Here is a 17128-nt window from a genome sequence, read left to right as displayed (position 1 = left end):
ACACAAAATTCCTGACAGGCTCCCGTCTTCAAAGAGGTCTTCAATTAAAGCCGGGCACCACCAGAAAAACCAGCCAGAGCTGACTCGCAGGCGCCAACGAAGATAGCGCTGGCATGCTGGAGGGTTTGCAGGTCCGCAGGCGTGTACTGCATTCGCAGATAAACCTTGCCGCGAAGCAGCATCAGCATGAAGGGGACTTCGGCATTCGGATCGCTTGCGCCCAACAACATGAGCAATTGCACCAGACTCTCTGGAATCCAGGCTGCCGCATCGCTGCCATGGCTAGCCAGCACGGTATAGCGACGCCAAAATGCATCGGGCAGCGCCTTCCACACGAACTCCGGATAAAGCGCAAGCCAGCGCATCTCTTCGCTCAGGCTAGGCTCGGCCACGGTTTGCACCGGATCGGTGTAAATCTTGTAGGCGCGTTCTTCCAGCGTTTCCTTGAGCGGCCGATTCATCACAATAACGGCCACACCCTCCAGCACCTTGAGCTCGGCGCGGGCCCTGATCTCGTCGCCCTTGAAAAAGTCCCGGGAAGCAATGCTGCGCTCAAGTTTCCAGGGCCTGCCGCCCATGCTGCCTGACAGGCAAAAACCCACACCTTTTGCCGGCCCGCTATAAGTGAACCCCTGTCCACTGGCCCATCTGGAAACAGCGTCAGTACCGGCAGCACCGTTGGATTGGCCCTGACCCCTGTCGCTGATTGCGCCAAATTTTTTGAACCGGTCGAACATGCTTTGTCCTTTTCTTATAAAGTGCAGATACCGACTTACCTAATGATAGTAGCCGTAAAGTACCGAAGGAAACACCCATGATCAACGTTTACTCATGGCCTACGCCCAACGGCCACAAAGTCCACATCATGCTGGAAGAGTGCGGACTTCGTCTGGGCCGTGACTGGCAGGTTTTACCCATCAACATCGGTGCCGGCGACCAGTTCAAGCCCGAGTTTCTGGCGATCAGCCCCAACAACAAGATTCCAGCATTGGTCGACCCGAATGGCCCGGACGGCAAGCCAATTTCCCTGTTTGAATCGGGTGCCATCCTGCTGTACCTGGCCGCTAAAACCGGCAAACTGCTGCCCAAAAGGAACCGGCTGAAATTCCAGGTGCTGCAGTGGCTGATGTTCCAGGTAGGGGGCGTCGGCCCGATGCTCGGGCAAGCCCACCATTTCCGCGTCTACGCGCCCGAGAAGATCGACTACGCCATCAACCGCTACACCAACGAAGCAAAACGGCTCTACGGCGTGATGAACAAGCAGCTGGCCACCCGCAAATTCATCGCGTGCAACCAATACACCCTCGCCGATGTGGCCATTTTCCCGTGGCTACGCAGCTGGGAAAACCAGGGCATAGCTTGGGCCGACTACCCCCATCTGAAAAAGTGGTTTGACGGGGTCAGCACCCGCCCGGCCGTACAACGCGGCGTGCAGGTACTGGCAGACTTGCGCCGCCCCCTCACTGGTGACAAGGAACGCGACACCCTGTTTGGCAAGATACAGTACCAAAAACACTGAAATTCGAAATCAAATCAGGCTCTAACCCATATGTGACAGTCGTAGTCAGCTATCAACTAAATAGCAGACCGTCTTTTTGGAAATTTGGGAGCGGATCGCATAGCGAAAACGCGCTAGCCAAGCCCGAGCCGCACCGGAAAAACCGGAACGTACTTCAGGACCGTGAGGATTTTAAGGCGCGCATCGGGCTTGATCATGCGTTCGCAATAATGACGTGTCGCATGATGCGTCATTCTTATAAGATTTTTGACGCTGTAGTCCCCGTAGATACTGCGTAAACAGCTATTAATTTAGTAGCAAATAAAGAACCCCGCCCCAAGGGGTGGGGTTCTTTATTGATGGGCCGCAATCCGCACGAATGCTTGATTCTTGAAAATAAAAAGTCAATTTGTACCGCCGTCTGTACCCCCGCTTTGCCTTTGATACCCCATGAATCGAAGTATCACAGTTGGCTTTCGCGCATGCACAACGGATTTTTTGTGGGTTAACGCTAAATCAAAAGGAACTGTCGGTACTTTGGAAGCGATCACCCAGACTTTTACCCGCCCTTACCCCCCTGCCTCAATCACCGGCCAATTCTGGACTTGCTCCCAAGTCTGTTGTACCGTGGGCGGCAGCTTGTCCATGTGCTTCAGGAAAAGCGCAAGCGTCCAGATCTGCTGGTCGCTGAGGGAGTTCCCGAACGAAGGCATGCCCGTCAGACGAACACCGTGCTTGATCCTCCAAAACGAAGCACCTTCCGGGTCGTCCTCAACCCCCTCGGTCGCCAATTGCGGAGGCTCTGGATAAAGGCCTTTCGCTATCGGTGATGACGACGCATCCCCCCTCGCGGAACCATGGCAAACCGCGCAGTTCTGCGCGTAAAGATGAACTCCATTGAGGAGATTTTGCTCGTTCAGCGCCACCGGATTTTGGCCCTTTGGAGCGTCGCGACGCAATGTCGCATTTAGCGAAGTACGGGCCATCCAGGTTTCCAGCCGACCGGGTTTTGCATCGGCATTAGCAGGGATAAGGCCGCTTTGCACCAAAGAGTAAGCGCCGATCAGGGCAACGGCAAGCGTTAATGCGACTCCCGAAACCACACCTTTCAACATCACATTTTTCAACATCACACCTCCTCATTACGGATAGGAAAAATAAAGAACCCCGCCCCAAGGGGCGGGGTATTAGAAGAAAGCAAGCTGGCGATCTTCGTGCAGCTTGCTGTACTCGTTACCCTGGTTCTTGACGTACTTCCCGATCATGTTTTCATCTCCATGCTTGCCCGCTGACCTTGCGAAGTACCCGTCTGTCCAAAACTCCCCCACCCCACAGCTTCTTCTTCACCTGCGGGCAACGCTTGAAAATCTCGCGCACCGTCAGACTCTTGAGCAGCGTTACTATCTTTGTGACCGAGTACGTCGGAACGGACTGAACCAAAAAATGTACATGATCTCTGTCTGTCCCAATCTCTATAAACTTCACTTGATAACAGCTCCCAATTTCTAGACACACATCTTTGAGAACCTCATCTACATGCGAATCCAATACCGCTCGTCGGTACTTCGCCGGAAACACCAAGTGGTACATCAACACCATAACATGGTGACTCTTGTGAAGATATCCACTCATCCTACAAGCTTACGCAGGGAACGCTGCAAGCGGCGGGGAATTTACCCGCCATGATTCAAACGTCCGAGCGCAAGAAAGCACCATGGTATTCCGATATCTTTGCAGATGTAGAACGTGTGACCATGCGCATACCCTTCGCATTGCGATGGGTCTCAACCCAACCCAGAACCACACACTTCATTGTGGAAATTGCGGCGAGGAAATGTCAATCGAAGTGATCCAAAAGCATCCATGAGGTGTCAGTTGGTCCGCCCGGAGGGAATCGAACCCCCATGATCGCTTTAGAAGAGCGATGTCCTATCCGTTGAACGACGGGCGGAAACGCATAATTCTAAGCGCTGTGGCAGCACTCTACTCCGCATGCACGCATCCAAAAAATCCGATCAAGTCCCTTTGGATTTCTTGAAGGGACGTGATTTCCATCAAAATTCGGGAGAAGATTTGCCTGATCTTGCCCCTGTTTCCCCCGCGGTGTTGGCGCCAGTTGACTATTGACCACCCGCGCTGATTTATCTTTGACTAGGGGTTCCAGAGCGGCATCGCTGTTTATTTTTCAATCAGCAAAATTGCCCCTGGATGGTCAATATGAGGTCGGCGGCAACACGTCATCAACTCAAATTGTTTGCCGCAAGGCCGTCATGGAAATTTTTGAAAGTTTGAAATGCCGATGCCCGCTTTGGAGCAGACGATTCGCGGGCCTGACAGTCGCGTTGCGACCTACACCCGTCATTGGGGACGGTTCCTCCAGAGCGGACATAGATCGGACGCGTTGAGCAGAAGCAGTCGGTCAACCGGCCTTTTCAACTTTTCCTGTTGACCGTCGCCTCTGAGCGATATCTGTCATTCATGTTTCGCCGGTCATGGGCAGCACCCGGCCAAGCCCGGTCATTCAAAAATTTTCCATAAAGCTGCCGTTCGCCCCCCAATTGGGGAATATCATGACCAAGTTGCTCACGTAGCGCCGTTCCATCTATATCCTAACAACCATACTTATCAAAGGAGATCAACATGAAACGCTTATCTGTCATCAGTATGGTTCTGTTAGTTGTCACGTTCACCTTTTTCGGCTGCGCAATCCAGCCGCATGGTCAAGGGTGGGTCACATTGATTGATGGCGACAAAGGACTGGAGAACTGGAACCGCATCGGCGACGCCAACTGGCGAACCGAAGGCGGCGCCATCATGGCCGATAAGGGCAAGAGTGGGTTTCTCGTCTCGAAGAACTCCTACAAGGATTTCGTGATCTATGCCGAGTTCTGGGCTGAAACCGATACCAACAGCGGAATCTTCCTCCGCGCTTCCGATCCCAATAAGATCGGCTCCGACAATGCTTACGAGGTGAACATCTGGGACACACGCCCAGATCCTACTTATGGTACGGGTGCGATCGTCGACTTCGCTGCTGTGCCGGTACCGATCATCTACAAAGCAGGAGGCAAGTGGAACACCTACGAGATCTACGCGAAGGGCACGGAGTTGACCGTCAAGTTAAATGGGGCCGTCACCGCCAGCACGCAAAACAGTAAGTTTGCCAGCGGACCGTTCGCTCTTCAGTTTGGTCCCGGCGTCAAAGGCATCACTGGTGGCCCCATCAAGTGGCGCAAGGTGCAAATCAAGTCGTTATAGCGCGCAGTTTTCGCAGACGTGAGCGCAGGAAGCGCATGGCATCCTCTCATCTTCTGCGAAAAATGTTCGCATGTGCCGCTGCCGACGCGAACAAAATGTTCAAGGGCGCGAACCCCCTGTGAGCTGCCTATCGAGTAGCTTCAGGCCGAATTACAGACATCCAGGAATAGCGAGCCACTGACGACCTCAACCCAAAGACCGACTGAGTCACTGGTACCAAAGGATCATGCTGGACAAAAAAAACCTTGGGTATCCAAGACAGCAAAGCCTAAAACCGAATACTGATCAGCCTTGATGGTTTGTTTACTACCAAATCACGATGCAATCAGACCGGAGTCGGCGAAATACCAATACCATTGCACGCCACCGCTGATTGGGCTTTGCCCCACGGCTGCAAACATTCGGCAAACGTCAAATAAGCCGGCCATCAATAGCGACGATCGAAATATGCAACTCAAATTCAAACTTGCGATAAATAGCGGCGCTTGCAATACGCAACTGGAAAAACCATTAATAAGAACCCCCGACCCTCAGCTTAGAAGGCTGATGCTCTAGCCAACTGAGCTACGGGCAGATATAAAAAAAGCCCACAAAGTGGGCTTTTTAAATGGATTTTTGGTCGGAGTACAAGGATTCGAACCTTGGACCCCCTGGTCCCAAACCAGGTGCGCTACCAGACTGCGCCACACTCCGACAAGTTTTATATTATAGCGCGAACAAGGCTAGGACCGCCGCGCCCTGGCCATTTTTTTTGCAAGGCGTCCGGGCTGGAAGCCTTACCCTCCCCAGATCAGAGCTTCACTTAAGCGTATTCGACCGAATTGGCGTTGAAGCCACTGTCTGGTGGTGCAATCCAGGCCGTCCTCTTGCCAGGCTTGGTCACGCGGTTCATCAGGCTTTTGACAAAGGCCGTGGCTACGGGCGTGGGCAGCCACTGGTCATTTATTGGCTTCAAACTCAGCGGCGCTGAAGGGATTGCCCTGCGTGTCGGTTTGGGCGCCGACCCATGCACCGACTACACGGCGAAACCGGGGTCGATGGCAAAGACTGTCGACAAAAACTGGAGGCACGTCGCACAAATCACCGGCCGCAAGGTGATTCTGGTCAGGGGTGAAATCGTGTTTGCAGGCAGATCGTCAGAACTGCACGCCCGGCCTGAACTCCGTCAGCAGTATCTCGGCGACTGAGGGTTTAACGCAGCGAGCTGCTCAATAGTTCCCTACAAAAGCTGGCGCAGTTCACGCGCGGCATCCAGCAACAGCGGCAGAAGATCGCGCCGCAGGGTGTCGGCCACCAAGCGCTGCGGAGAAGTCACCACATTGATCGCAGCCACCGTGTGCCCCTGCATGTCACGCAGCGGCACGGCCAGGGCATGGACGCCCAACTCATGCTCTTCGCTGGCCACGCAGTAATCGTCCAGCCGCACCTGATCGATCAGCGCCTTGAGCTTGTGCGGATCCGTGGTCGTGTGCAACGTCAGCCTGGCCAGGTCGCCAGCCTGAGACTTGGCTTTCACCCAAGCGTTGACCTCGCTTTTGGTTTTGGCGGCCAGCAACATGCGCCCGGTCGATGTGGCGTGCGCCGGCAACCGTGCGCCCAGATGCATGCCATAGGCCAGCACCCTTGTCGGCGCAGCTTTGCCATCGGCAGAACTTTTCCACTCAAAACCACTGCGCGCAATGATGACAACCTCGTCGCCGTCCAGCACGGCCGCCGAAAATGACTCCTGGGTCTGTACTGCCAGCCGATTGAGTTCGGGTTGTACGGCACGCGGCAAGCGCGCCGTTGCCAGGTAGCTACCGGAAAACCGCAGTACTTTGGCCGCCAGCCAAAAATAGCTGCCATCCGTTTCAAGATAGCCCAGGTGCGTCAGCGTCAGCAAATGACGACGCGCTGCGGCTCGGGTGATACCCGCCCGCTCAGCCGCCAGCGTGGCGTTGAGACGCTGGCGCTGGGTGTCAAAACTCTCCAATACGGCCATGCCTTTAGCCATGCCTTCGATCATGTCGGCCTTGGCGATCGGGAAAATGCCGGTTCCTGAAACGGTTTTGAAAGTGACCACTGCGCGATCATCGCACAAGTAGATCAAACACCATGCAAAGCCGTTTTGCTAGCCCTCGCTGCCGGATGCGCAGCCGCCTATGCTCGAAGCACAAGAAAACGCTTCAACAGACATTTGACGGCGGCCATAAAGCGTGTACAGCTAGCCCTTGTAGGCGGGCGTCCGGCCGGGAACTGCTCGACGAGCTTGGCACGGGAGTTGCGGAGACTCCCTATGGGAAGGACTGGGGACACAGTGCCGCACACGCCGGTGTGCAATCATGCGGCATTGTGCCCACCGTTTGACAAAGATCAACGGACACTGTCACAGACCGGCGTATCATTTCATCCATTGTGCTAGTCCCGCTCTGGGGCCATCGTCACAAGCTTACACGTACATGGAACCCTCGACCCTACTTACCGATTCCGCAGTGCCTGCCGACGCTGCTGCTGCTCGCCCGACTCCCCCGGAACTGGTCTGCCCAGCAGGCAGCCTGCCTGCCCTGAAAGCCGCCGTGGACAACGGCGCCAGCTGTGTTTATCTGGGCCTGCGTGATGCGACCAACGCGCGTAATTTCGCCGGTCTCAATTTCGATGAAGCCGCCATCGGCACGGGTATCCGCTACGCCCATGAGCGCGGTTGCAAGGTGTTCATGGCGCTCAATACCTACCCGCAGGCGTCGAATCCCGGGCCCTGGCGCGCGGCGCTGGATAAGGCGGTGGATCTGGGCGTGGATGCCGTGATTCTGGCCGACCCTGGACTCATGCAGTATGCCGTCTCGCGCTATCCGCAGCTGCGCCTGCATCTGTCGGTGCAAGGCTCGGCGACCAATTACGACGCCATCAACTTTTACCGTGAGCAGTTCGGCGTGGTGCGTGCCGTGTTGCCGCGCGTGCTGTCGCTGGCACAGGTGGAGCAGGTGATCGACAAGACGCCGGTGGAGATCGAGGTGTTTGGCTTTGGCAGCCTGTGCGTGATGGTGGAGGGGCGCTGTGCACTGTCGTCCTATGTCACGGGCCAGGCACCCAACACGCACGGCGTGTGTTCGCCGCCCAAGGCCGTGCGCTGGCAGGAAACGCCCAAGGGCTTGGAGTCGCGCCTGAATGGCGTGCTCATCGACCGCTATGCTGAAGGCGAAAGCGCCGGTTACCCCACGCTGTGCAAGGGGCGCTTCGACGTGGAGCAAGAAGAAAGCTATTACGCCATCGAGGAGCCCACCAGCCTGAACACGCTGGAGTTGTTGCCGCGACTCCTGAAGATAGGCGTGCGCGCCATCAAAATTGAGGGCCGCCAGCGCAGCCCAGCCTATGTGGCGCAGGTAACCCGGGTGTGGCGCGAAGCCATTGATCACTGCATCACCAATCCGCACCGCTATGCGCCAAAACCGGCGTGGATGACGAGTCTGGACAAGGTAGCCGAGGGCCAGCAGCACACGCTGGGTGCCTACCACCGGCCCTGGAAATAACCCGTTGAATCGACCAACCACTGGCCGCAAAGGCCGGAAACCCGTACCATGAAAATTGCCTTGGGCCCGCTGCTGTACTACTGGCAGCGCGATGCCGTCTTCGCTTTTTACGACGCCATGGCCGCCACGCCGGTCGATGTGGTTTACCTTGGCGAGACCGTGTGCTCGCGCCGCCATGAACTGCGGCTGGCCGACTGGCTTGAGATTGCGGCGCGCCTGCGCGACGCGGGCAAAGAGGTGGTACTTTCCACGCAAGTGCTGCTGGAGTCGGGTGCCGACGTGAGCATGATGCACAAGATCGCGGGCAACGGCGATTTCCGGGTCGAAGCCAATGACATGGGTGCCGTGCACTGCCTGGCGGGAAAGGTGCCGTTCGTGGCCGGGCCGCACCTCAACCTCTACAACCTGGCGTCACTGCAATGGATGGCCACGTTGGGTGCCAGCCGCTGGGTCATGCCGCTGGAACTGAAACGCGACGACCTGGCCCTGCTACAGCAAGGCCGCCCGGAAGGGCTGCAGACCGAGGTGTTTGCCTATGGCCGCATGCCGCTGGCCTACTCGGCGCGCTGCTTCACCGCGCGGTACCGCAATCTGCCCAAGGACGACTGTCGCTTCAGTTGCCTGGATCACCCTGACGGCCTGATGCTCAAGACGCGCGAGCGCGAAGAATTTCTGGTGCTCAACGGCACGCAAACGCAGTCTGCGCGGGTGTACAACCTGGTGGACGCGCTGGACGACATGCGTGCGCTGGGGGTTGATGTGCTGCGCCTGAGCCCGCAGGCGCAGCACACGGCGGACGTGATCGCTTTGTTCCATGCGGCGCGCACGCAGACGCTGGCACCGCAGGAGGCGATGGCGCGCTTGCAGCCGCTCATGCCTGACCAGGGCTGCAATGGTTATTGGCATGATCGCCCCGGGATGGAACAGGTTGCACAGACTACTCAAGTTGCGCAGACCGTGGTAGCCTGAACGCCATGTACTACGGTGAGCGCTTCAACAGCATCAGCCACCTTGTGGGCGCGGGGCTGGCGCTGGCTGGCTCAGTGCTGCTGATCGTGCTCGCGGCGCGCCTGGGCGACCCCTGGAAGATTGTGAGCTTCAGCGTCTACGGCACCATGCTGGTGGCGCTGTACGTGTTCTCCACGCTCTACCACAGCCTGCGCGGTCACGCCAAGGATGTGCTGCGCAAGTTTGACCACTGCGCCATCTACCTACTGATTGCAGGCAGCTACACACCGTTCGCGCTGGTGTCACTACGCGGCGCCTGGGGCTGGTCACTGATGGGCGCGGTGTGGAGCCTGGCGCTGCTCGGCATCTTGCAGGAAATCTGGCTCGCCAAGGGGGCGCGCGTGCTCTCACTCGTCATTTATGTGCTCATGGGCTGGCTGGCACTGGTGGCGGTGTCGCCGCTGTGGCAAGCGCTCACGCCCACGGGCTTTGCGTGGCTGGTTGCGGGTGGCGCCTGCTACACCGTGGGCATCTTTTTTTATGCCACCGACCACAAGGTGCGCCACGGCCACGGCCTGTGGCACCTGTTTGTGCTCGCTGGCAGCACCTGCCATTTTTTTACTATGCTGCTCTATGTGGCCTGACTGTCTGGACCGCCATGAACCCGCCCTCTTCTTTTTTACTGCCCCAACGCTTGGGAGCGCTGCTGGAACGCCTGCCGGCCTATCCGGGCTCGGCGATACTGGTGACTGCACTCAACCTGGGGCTGGCACAACACCTTCCGGCCGACGTGCTCCAGTTGCTGCTGTACAAAAAGCTGCGCATCCATGTGCGCGATGCGCGCCTGACGTTTGATTTCGAATGGACGGGTCAGCGCTTCGCAGCCTGCTCCAAACAGCAAACCGCCGACCTGACCATCGCGGCCAGCGCCCATGATTTTCTGCGCCTTGCGCAGCGCCAGGAAGACCCGGACACGCTCTTCTTCAGCCGCCGTCTGTCAATGCAGGGCGACACCGAGCTGGGCCTGGTGGTCAAGAACGCGCTCGACGCTCTGGAACTGCCCGTGCTCGACCTGCAGCAGTGGGCGCCGCACCAGGTGCTGGCACGCGTGGCCGCATGGCGGTCAGCCGGCGCAGGATTTCACCGTTCAGGAGAGAAGGCATGAGTGACCGTGGAACACCGCGTCCGCTGATGGCAGCCGCCACAGAGCATGCGGCCCATTCCCATGCGCATACTCATGGCTGACAGCCCGGCGCCACGGCGCATCATCGTTGCCATCTCGGGTGCCAGCGGCGCCGTGTATGGCGTGCGCCTGCTGCAGGTAATGCGCGAAATGGCGGGCATCGAGACCCATCTGGTGGTGTCCGAAGCGGGCTGGCGCAACCTGCACCATGAACTCGACATGGAACGCGCATCGGTCGAGTCCCTGGCCGATCAGGTGCACGACGTGCACAACGTGGGTGCAGCCATTGCCAGTGGCTCCTTTCAGTGCAGCGGCATGGTGGTGGCACCCTGCTCCATGCGCACACTGGCAGCGGTGGCGCATGGCCTGGCGGACAACCTCATCGCGCGCGCGGCCGACGTGGTGCTCAAGGAGCGTCGACGCCTGGTGCTCATGGTGCGTGAATCGCCCCTGCATCTGGTCCACCTGCGCAACATGATCAGCGTAACCGAAATGGGCGGCATCATCTGCCCGCCGTTACCGGCGTTTTATTTGCGTCCGCAGTCTGTGAGCGACATCGTGGATTACAGTGTGGCGCGCGCGCTCGACCTGCTCGACGTGCCCCACACCCTGGCGCCGCGCTGGCAAGGGCTTGCCCTGCCAGAAGCCGGCGTGTAAACCAACTCTGATTTCCCATGACCTACCGCGACCTGCGTGACTTTATGGCTCAACTGGAGCAGACCGGCGACCTGCGCCGCGTGGCTGCGCCCGTTTCGCCCTACCTCGAAATGACCGCACTGTGCGACCGCACCCTGCGCGTGGGCGGCCCGGCCCTGCTGTTCGAGCAGCCTACGGGGCACACCATGCCGGTGTTGGGGAATCTTTTTGGCACGACCGAGCGCGTGGCCCGCGCCATGGGCGTTGCCGACCTGCGCGGACTGCGCCCGTTCGGCGAGTTGCTGGCATCGCTTAAGGAACCTGAAGCACCCAAGGGCTTCAAGGACATGATGAGCATGGGCGGCTTGCTCAAGACCCTGTGGAACATGGCCCCCAAGGAGCTGAATTCGGCCCCGTGCCAGGAGGTGGTCTGGGAAGGCAACGACGTGGATCTGGCGCGCCTGCCCGTGCAGCACTGCTGGCCTGGTGACGTGGCGCCGCTCATCACCTGGGGACTGGTCATCACGCAAGGGCCTCACAAGGCGCGGCAGAACCTGGGCATTTACCGCCAGCAGGTGCTCTCGCGCAACCAGCTCATCATGCGCTGGCTCGCGCACCGCGGCGGCGCGCTCGATTTTAGGGACCACTGCGCCACGCACCCGGGGCAGCCCTATCCGGTTGCCGTAGCACTGGGCGCCGACCCGGCCACCATCCTGGGCGCTGTTACGCCGGTGCCCGACAGCCTGTCGGAATACCAGTTCGCCGGCCTGTTGCGCGGCGGGCGCACCGAGGTTGTGCGCGCGCTCGGCGTGCCCCTGCGCGTGCCGGCCACGGCTGAGATCGTGCTCGAAGGCCACATCTACCCCGATGCCAAGCACCCCAGCGGCTACCAGCATGCGCTTGAAGGGCCGTATGGCGACCACACGGGCTACTACAACGAACAGGCCTGGTTCCCCGTATTCACCGTCGATCGCATCACGATGCGCTGCGATCCGATTTACCACTCCACCTATACCGGAAAACCCCCGGACGAACCGGCTGTGCTCGGCATGGCCCTGAACGAGCTGTTCATTCCGCTGCTGCAGCGGCAGTTTCCCGAGATCACCGATTTCTACCTGCCGCCCGAAGGTTGCAGTTACCGCATGGCCGTGGTGCAGATCAAGAAGGCGTATCCCGGCCACGCCCGGCGCGTCATGATGGGCGTGTGGAGCCACCTGCGCCAGTTCATGTACACCAAGTTCATTGTCGTGGTGGACGACGACGTGGACGTGCGCGACTGGCGCGAGGTGATCTGGGCCCTGACCACGCGCATGGACCCCACGCGCGACACCATGCTGATCGAGAACACGCCCATCGACTACCTCGACTTCGCTTCGCCCGTGAGCGGCCTGGGCAGCAAGATGGGGTTAGACGCCACCAACAAATGGCCCGGCGAGACGCAGCGTGAGTGGGGTCGCCCCATCGTCATGGACGCGGCGGTGCAGGCGCGCATGGACGGCATCTTTGAGTCACTGGGCTTGTGACCCGCGCGCGCGTGGTCGAAATCAAGGTCGTGGCTGCCCGGCTTCAGACGCGCGTGGTGGATGTGCAAAAGCCGGTCCACGCACATTCGCGCAGCGGCAATCTTGCCTGTTAACATCATTGACGGATAAATCCTGAGCGAAATTCCTTGGTAGCTGTCCAGATTTTTTAACCACCTTTGCAGGAGATTTTTCATGAGAACGTACCTCACCGTTATATTCGCCGGTGTTATGGGGCTGGGCGCATTGAGCGCATCAGCAGACGAAGCCAAACTCAAGACCGTTGCCGCCCTGTACAAGGAGAAATCGGCACTTGCAGGCAAGGAGGTGCGAGTGCAGGGCAAGGTGGTCAAGGTCAACAATGGCGTCATGCATCGCAATTTCCTGCATGTGCAGGACGGTACCGGGGACCAGAACACCAACGACCTCACCGTAACGAGCCAACAAACCGCCAAGGTCGGTGACCAGGTGCTTGTCACAGGCCGAGTGGGTGTGAATAAGGATTTCGGCGCTGGCTATTCCTACCCTTTGCTGCTGGAAGAGGCGAGCGTTACCGTCAAGAAGTGACTCCAGGTCAGTGCATGAGCATGGCTGCTTGAAGCCAATGGTCGGTTCAGCCATTGCGGCGACTGGCCCGGCCGTGTTGCTCATGGTGGCAGGTGTCACCAGCGTTCTGACAGCGTAAGCTGGCACCGGGACAATAACGCATGGACTTTGCACATTCTCCCCGCGCGCAGGATCTGCGCCAGCGCCTCGAAGCGTTCATGCAGCGCTACTTGCTGCCCTACAACGCCGCCTGGCATCGCTCGGTGCAAGACGGCGTGTACCCGCCACCCTTCCTCGAAGACCTCAAGGCACTGGCGCGCGAAGAGGGGCTGTGGAACCTGTTCCTGCCCGACCTTCGCGATGACGAGCCCGGCACTCGCGTCTCCATCCTCGACTACGCGCCGCTGGCCGAAACCATGGGCCGCCTGCCCTGGGCTCCGGAAGTGTTCAACTGCAGCGCGCCCGACACCGGCAACATGGAGCTGCTGCACCGCTTTGCCACGCCCGGGCAGCACGCGCAGTGGCTGCTGCCGCTGCTGGAAGGTAGCATCCGCTCCGCTTTCGCCATGTCCGAACCCGATGTGGCCTCGTCCGATCCAACCAACCTGCAGACCACCGTGCGGCGCGAGGGTGACCATCTGGTGCTCAACGGCCGCAAATGGTTTATCACCGGCGCCGCGCACCCGCATTGCCGGTTACTGATCGTGATGTGCCGCAACGCCAGCGATGCCGAAGACACTGCCGCCCGGGACGGCTCCGGGGGCGGCATGCACCACCGGCACAGTATGGTGCTGGTGCCGCTGGACACCCCCGGCGTGCAGCTGGTGCGCAACATTTCCATGATGCACCACCACGCGCCCGAAGGGCACTGCGAAATCCTGCTGCGCGATGTGCGCGTGCCGGCGGACCACCTGCTGGGCGCCTGGGGCGAAGGCTTTGCCATGGCGCAGGCGCGCCTCGGGCCGGGGCGTGTACACCACTGCATGCGCGCCATTGGGCAGTGCGAGCTGGCGCTGGAGCTGACCAGCGAGCGCACGCTCGAGCGCCAGGCCTTCGGCAAATACCTGTCGGACTTTTCCAACGTACAGGACTGGATCGCCGAGTCGCGCATCGAGATCGACCAGGCGCGCCTGCTGGTGCTGCACGTCGCCTGGACGCTGGACCAGGGCAAGGCCGACCCGGCGCAGCTGCGTGCACAGGTAGCCGCCATCAAGGTCGTGGCAGCCCGGCTGCAGACGCGCGTGGTGGACCGTGCCATACAGGCGTTCGGCGCCATGGGCCTGTCGCCCGATACCCCGCTGGCCTATTTCTGGACCTGGGGCCGCGCCCTGCACCTCATGGACGGACCCGACGAGGTGCACCTGCGCACCGTGGCGCGGCACGAGCTGGCGCAGGCGCGCACGCACATGGGAGCCACAGCCGCCTACTTCACCACGCCCGAGCAGTTGCAGTCGCCCCCGCGCATCCGGTAGCCATTGAACCTGGCAGCTTGCCGGACCCGAAAACGGCTTTGGAACTGACCATTTGCGCGATCATCGCGCAAATGTGCCAAACATCGTGCAAAGTCGTTTAGCAAGCTCTAGCCACAGAACGCGCAGCCGCTTACGCTTGAAAGTTATCAAAAACGCTTGGGCGGGCATTGCGCAAACAGGCGTCACACAAACCAACATTCAACGGAGACAAGCATGCGTGTACAGGTAGCTATTGTGGGCGGCGGACCCGCCGGGCATTTACTGGGGCAACTGCTTCACAAGGTCGGCATTGACGCCGTCATTCTCGAACGCCAGACCGGTGACTATGTGCTGGGTCGCATCCGCGCCGGCATTCTGGAGCAGGTCTGCATCGACCTGATGGACGAGGCGGGTGTCGGCGAGCGCATGCACAAGGAAGGCCTGATCCACGGCGGCTTCGACATGCTGTTCAAGGGCGAGCGCCACCGCATCGACATGAACAAGCTCACCGGCGGCAAGAACGTCATGGTCTACGGCCAGACTGAGTTGACGCGCGACCTGATGGACGCACGCAAGGCCGCCAGCTTGACCACGATTTACGAGGCCGGCAACGTGACAGTGCATGACTTCGACACCGCCAAACCCCGCGTGCGCTACGAGAAAGACGGCCAGACGCACGAAATCGAGTGCGATTTTATCGCAGGCTGCGACGGCTTTCACGGCGTGTGCCGCGCCAGCGCCCCGCGCAACGCCATCCGGGAATACGAAAAAATCTACCCCTTCGGCTGGCTCGGCGTGCTGTCGGAAACGCCGCCGGTTCACGAGGAACTCATTTACGCCAACAGTCCGCGCGGCTTTGCCCTGTCCTCGCAGCGCAGCCACACACGCAGCCGCTACTACCTGCAAGTGCCGCTGACCGACAAGGTTGAAGACTGGTCCGACGAAGCCTTCTGGCAGGAACTGCGCCTGCGCCTCGACCCCGAAGCCCGCGCAAAGCTGGTCACCGGCCCGTCGATCGAAAAAAGCATCGCCCCGCTGCGCAGCTTTGTCACCGAGCCGATGCGCTTTGGCCGCATGTTCCTGGCCGGCGACGCCGCCCACATCGTGCCGCCCACCGGCGCCAAAGGGCTGAACCTGGCGGCCACCGACGTGAAATACCTCTGCAGCGCCCTGATCGAGTTCTACCGGGACAAGAGCGAAGCCGGCATCGACCACTATTCCCAGCGCTGCCTGCGCCGCATCTGGCGCGCCGAGCGCTTTTCGTGGTGGTTCACCGGCCTGATGCACCGTTTTCCCGAGAACGGAGAGATCGGCCAGAAGTTCCAGGAAGCCGAACTCGACTACCTCATCCACTCCGAAGCCGGCGCGCGCTCGGTGGCCGAAAACTACGTCGGACTGCCGCTGAATTTCGGCGAATAAGCGGCACCCGCCGCGTTGCGAACGGTTCTTGTGGGGGCGACGGTGTCGCCCGTTTTTCATGGCGGGGCCGTGTTTTAGAGTAAATTGTGAGTCATTTCGATCCATGGTCCTTGCGCATCGGGCGCAAGCCGCTATTAATTTAAGAGCAAATGACACTCCCCTCCCCCCAACCTCTCAAGCCCCTCCAATCCCTGAAAGGCGTCCGCATCCTGAGCCTGGCGCTCAACCTGCCCGGCCCGGCCGCGCTGATGCGTTGCCGCCAGATGGGTGCCGCCTGCTTCAAGCTGGAGCCGCCTGCCGGCGACCCGATGGGTCAGTACAACGCGCAGGCTTATGCACAACTGCACGCCGGCGTGAAGATGCTCAGCGGTGACCTCAAGACCGAGCTTGGCCAAAAGCTGCTGCACCGCGAACTGGCCAAGGCCGACGTGTTGCTCACCTCGTTCCGGCCCTCCGCACTGCTCAAGCTGGGCTTGACGTGGAAGGCGCTGCACAAACAGCACCCGCACCTGAGCCAAATCGCCATCGTCGGCGCCCCCGGTGAACGCGCCGAAGAACCCGGCCACGACCTCACCTACCTTGCCGAAAACGACCTGCTCACCGGCCTCAACTTGCCCGCCACGCTCTACGCCGACATGGGTGGCTCGCTGATGGCGAGCGAAGCGGTGCTGCAGGCCGTGATGCACCAGCGCAGCAAGGGCAAAGGCGTTTACCTCGAAGTCACCCTCTCAGGAGCGGCAGCTTATCTTGCCTTGCCACGCAGCTGGGACCTGACCCAGGCCGGCGCAGCCGTCGGCGGCGGCCATGCCGGCTACCGCGTCTACGCCTGCAAGGATGGCCGCGTGGCGCTGGCAGCGCTGGAACCCCATTTCGCAGCCAGCCTGTGCGCGGCAGCGAGCATCGAGGTGGCCAGCATGAAGGCGATGTTTGCCCCTGCCACGCACCAGGCCATAGCCGCCTTTTTGCTCACGCAGACGCGCAAGCAGCTCGACAAGCTGGCGGTGGCCAAAGATATTCCGTTGTATACGCTGGCTAACTAAAACGAACGGCTCAGACCTGTTCGCCGCGGAAAAGACAGGTAAAACCTGCCATTTACAGTCGGTCAAACGTGTGTTTGTTGAATGTCGGAAAAAGACTAAGGCTGTGTAAAAACGTCAATGAAA

General features: G+C 59.8%; 16 protein-coding genes, 2 tRNA genes and 1 pseudogene. 13 read left to right on the top strand and 6 right to left on the bottom strand.

Annotated features, from left to right (window positions below; genetic code table 11):
* Positions 1–44: 44 nt before the first annotated feature.
* On the bottom strand, positions 45–737 hold the full coding sequence (locus B3F77_RS14980; RefSeq protein ID WP_293605719.1) for a hypothetical protein: 693 nt from the start codon (positions 735–737) through the stop codon (positions 45–47).
* A 77-nt stretch (positions 738–814) separates the two neighbouring features.
* Between B3F77_RS14980 and B3F77_RS14975 the strand changes: the two genes are divergently transcribed.
* A complete protein-coding gene (locus B3F77_RS14975; RefSeq protein ID WP_293605718.1) occupies positions 815–1519 on the top strand; it encodes a glutathione binding-like protein in 705 nt (234 codons plus the stop codon).
* Positions 1520–2067: 548 nt separating this feature from the next.
* Here the strand turns inward: B3F77_RS14975 and B3F77_RS14970 are convergent.
* The 3 genes and pseudogenes from B3F77_RS14970 to B3F77_RS14960 form a co-directional block, all read right to left on the bottom strand.
* Positions 2068–2628, bottom strand: coding sequence for a c-type cytochrome (locus B3F77_RS14970; RefSeq protein ID WP_293605717.1), 561 nt, complete (start codon positions 2626–2628; stop codon positions 2068–2070).
* A 57-nt stretch (positions 2629–2685) separates the two neighbouring features.
* Positions 2686–3130, bottom strand: a pseudogene (gene tnpA / locus B3F77_RS14965) (IS200/IS605 family transposase).
* Between the two features lie 244 nt (positions 3131–3374).
* Positions 3375–3449 (bottom strand) — tRNA-Arg (locus B3F77_RS14960).
* 689 nt (positions 3450–4138) lie between these two features.
* On the opposite strand from B3F77_RS14960, the gene B3F77_RS14955 reads away from it, so the two are divergent.
* The gene (locus B3F77_RS14955; RefSeq protein ID WP_293605716.1) at positions 4139–4756 is read left to right on the top strand and encodes a 3-keto-disaccharide hydrolase; all 618 of its coding nucleotides are present in this window, start codon (positions 4139–4141) and stop codon (positions 4754–4756) included.
* Between the two features lie 616 nt (positions 4757–5372).
* Here B3F77_RS14955 and B3F77_RS14950 read toward each other — a convergent pair.
* Positions 5373–5449 (bottom strand) — tRNA-Pro (locus B3F77_RS14950).
* A gap of 218 nt (positions 5450–5667) precedes the next feature.
* Here B3F77_RS14950 and B3F77_RS21025 point away from each other — a divergent pair.
* Positions 5668–5943 (top strand): hypothetical protein, encoded by a 276-nt coding sequence (locus B3F77_RS21025; RefSeq protein WP_414703018.1) that lies wholly within the window; start codon positions 5668–5670, stop codon positions 5941–5943.
* A 32-nt stretch (positions 5944–5975) separates the two neighbouring features.
* Here B3F77_RS21025 and B3F77_RS14940 read toward each other — a convergent pair whose 3' ends face one another.
* Entirely contained in the window at positions 5976–6761 is a 786-nt protein-coding gene (locus B3F77_RS14940) for an IclR family transcriptional regulator domain-containing protein (protein WP_293605721.1), read from the bottom strand.
* A gap of 433 nt (positions 6762–7194) precedes the next feature.
* On the opposite strand from B3F77_RS14940, the gene ubiU reads away from it, so the two are divergent.
* The 10 genes from ubiU (at position 7195) to B3F77_RS14890 (ending at position 17005) form a co-directional block, all read left to right on the top strand.
* Entirely contained in the window at positions 7195–8262 is a 1068-nt protein-coding gene (ubiU, locus tag B3F77_RS14935; protein ID WP_293605715.1) for a ubiquinone anaerobic biosynthesis protein UbiU, read from the top strand.
* Between the two features lie 48 nt (positions 8263–8310).
* Positions 8311–9231, top strand: coding sequence for a U32 family peptidase (locus tag B3F77_RS14930; protein WP_293605714.1), 921 nt, complete (start codon positions 8311–8313; stop codon positions 9229–9231).
* A gap of 5 nt (positions 9232–9236) precedes the next feature.
* Positions 9237–9854: a PAQR family membrane homeostasis protein TrhA gene (gene trhA, locus B3F77_RS14925; RefSeq protein ID WP_293605713.1), complete on the top strand. Its 618-nt coding sequence runs from the start codon at positions 9237–9239 to the stop codon at positions 9852–9854.
* A gap of 14 nt (positions 9855–9868) precedes the next feature.
* Positions 9869–10375 carry a ubiquinone anaerobic biosynthesis accessory factor UbiT gene (gene ubiT / locus B3F77_RS14920; RefSeq protein WP_293605712.1) on the top strand — a complete coding sequence of 169 codons (507 nt, stop codon included), beginning with the start codon at positions 9869–9871 and terminating at the stop codon, positions 10373–10375.
* Between the two features lie 72 nt (positions 10376–10447).
* On the top strand, positions 10448–11050 hold the full coding sequence (locus tag B3F77_RS14915) for a UbiX family flavin prenyltransferase (RefSeq protein ID WP_293605720.1): 603 nt from the start codon (positions 10448–10450) through the stop codon (positions 11048–11050).
* 17 nt (positions 11051–11067) lie between these two features.
* Positions 11068–12552: a 4-hydroxy-3-polyprenylbenzoate decarboxylase gene (ubiD, locus tag B3F77_RS14910; RefSeq protein ID WP_293605711.1), complete on the top strand. Its 1485-nt coding sequence runs from the start codon at positions 11068–11070 to the stop codon at positions 12550–12552.
* Between the two features lie 192 nt (positions 12553–12744).
* Entirely contained in the window at positions 12745–13116 is a 372-nt protein-coding gene (locus tag B3F77_RS14905) for a hypothetical protein (RefSeq protein ID WP_293605710.1), read from the top strand.
* Between the two features lie 140 nt (positions 13117–13256).
* On the top strand, positions 13257–14567 hold the full coding sequence (locus B3F77_RS14900) for an acyl-CoA dehydrogenase family protein (protein ID WP_293605709.1): 1311 nt from the start codon (positions 13257–13259) through the stop codon (positions 14565–14567).
* Between the two features lie 213 nt (positions 14568–14780).
* The gene (pobA, locus tag B3F77_RS14895; protein ID WP_293605708.1) at positions 14781–15965 is read left to right on the top strand and encodes a 4-hydroxybenzoate 3-monooxygenase; all 1185 of its coding nucleotides are present in this window, start codon (positions 14781–14783) and stop codon (positions 15963–15965) included.
* Between the two features lie 149 nt (positions 15966–16114).
* Positions 16115–17005 carry a CoA transferase gene (locus tag B3F77_RS14890; protein ID WP_293605707.1) on the top strand — a complete coding sequence of 297 codons (891 nt, stop codon included), beginning with the start codon at positions 16115–16117 and terminating at the stop codon, positions 17003–17005.
* Positions 17006–17128 lie beyond the last annotated feature (123 nt).

This window comes from Polaromonas sp. UBA4122 (assembly GCA_002381615.1).
In the GTDB taxonomy this organism is placed as follows: Bacteria; Pseudomonadota; Gammaproteobacteria; order Burkholderiales; family Burkholderiaceae_C; genus Polaromonas.
This window is presented reverse-complemented; position numbering and strand designations above follow the sequence as displayed.

Excerpts from the sequence above, each read along its gene's own strand:
- ubiU (WP_293605715.1), top strand. The coding sequence starts at position 7,195 with ATGGAACCCTCGACCCTACTTACCGATTCCGCAGTGCCTGCCGACGCT.
- B3F77_RS14980 (WP_293605719.1), bottom strand. The coding sequence starts at position 737 with ATGTTCGACCGGTTCAAAAAATTTGGCGCAATCAGCGACAGGGGTCAG.
- B3F77_RS14915 (WP_293605720.1), top strand. The coding sequence starts at position 10,448 with ATGGCTGACAGCCCGGCGCCACGGCGCATCATCGTTGCCATCTCGGGT.
- B3F77_RS14970 (WP_293605717.1), bottom strand. The coding sequence starts at position 2,628 with ATGTTGAAAAATGTGATGTTGAAAGGTGTGGTTTCGGGAGTCGCATTA.
- B3F77_RS14905 (WP_293605710.1), top strand. The coding sequence starts at position 12,745 with ATGAGAACGTACCTCACCGTTATATTCGCCGGTGTTATGGGGCTGGGC.
- B3F77_RS14975 (WP_293605718.1), top strand. The coding sequence starts at position 815 with ATGATCAACGTTTACTCATGGCCTACGCCCAACGGCCACAAAGTCCAC.
- B3F77_RS14955 (WP_293605716.1), top strand. The coding sequence starts at position 4,139 with ATGAAACGCTTATCTGTCATCAGTATGGTTCTGTTAGTTGTCACGTTC.
- B3F77_RS14900 (WP_293605709.1), top strand. The coding sequence starts at position 13,257 with ATGGACTTTGCACATTCTCCCCGCGCGCAGGATCTGCGCCAGCGCCTC.
- pobA (WP_293605708.1), top strand. The coding sequence starts at position 14,781 with ATGCGTGTACAGGTAGCTATTGTGGGCGGCGGACCCGCCGGGCATTTA.
- trhA (WP_293605713.1), top strand. The coding sequence starts at position 9,237 with ATGTACTACGGTGAGCGCTTCAACAGCATCAGCCACCTTGTGGGCGCG.
- B3F77_RS14930 (WP_293605714.1), top strand. The coding sequence starts at position 8,311 with ATGAAAATTGCCTTGGGCCCGCTGCTGTACTACTGGCAGCGCGATGCC.
- ubiD (WP_293605711.1), top strand. The coding sequence starts at position 11,068 with ATGACCTACCGCGACCTGCGTGACTTTATGGCTCAACTGGAGCAGACC.
- B3F77_RS14890 (WP_293605707.1), top strand. The coding sequence starts at position 16,115 with ATGACACTCCCCTCCCCCCAACCTCTCAAGCCCCTCCAATCCCTGAAA.
- B3F77_RS14940 (WP_293605721.1), bottom strand. The coding sequence starts at position 6,761 with ATGATCGAAGGCATGGCTAAAGGCATGGCCGTATTGGAGAGTTTTGAC.
- ubiT (WP_293605712.1), top strand. The coding sequence starts at position 9,869 with ATGAACCCGCCCTCTTCTTTTTTACTGCCCCAACGCTTGGGAGCGCTG.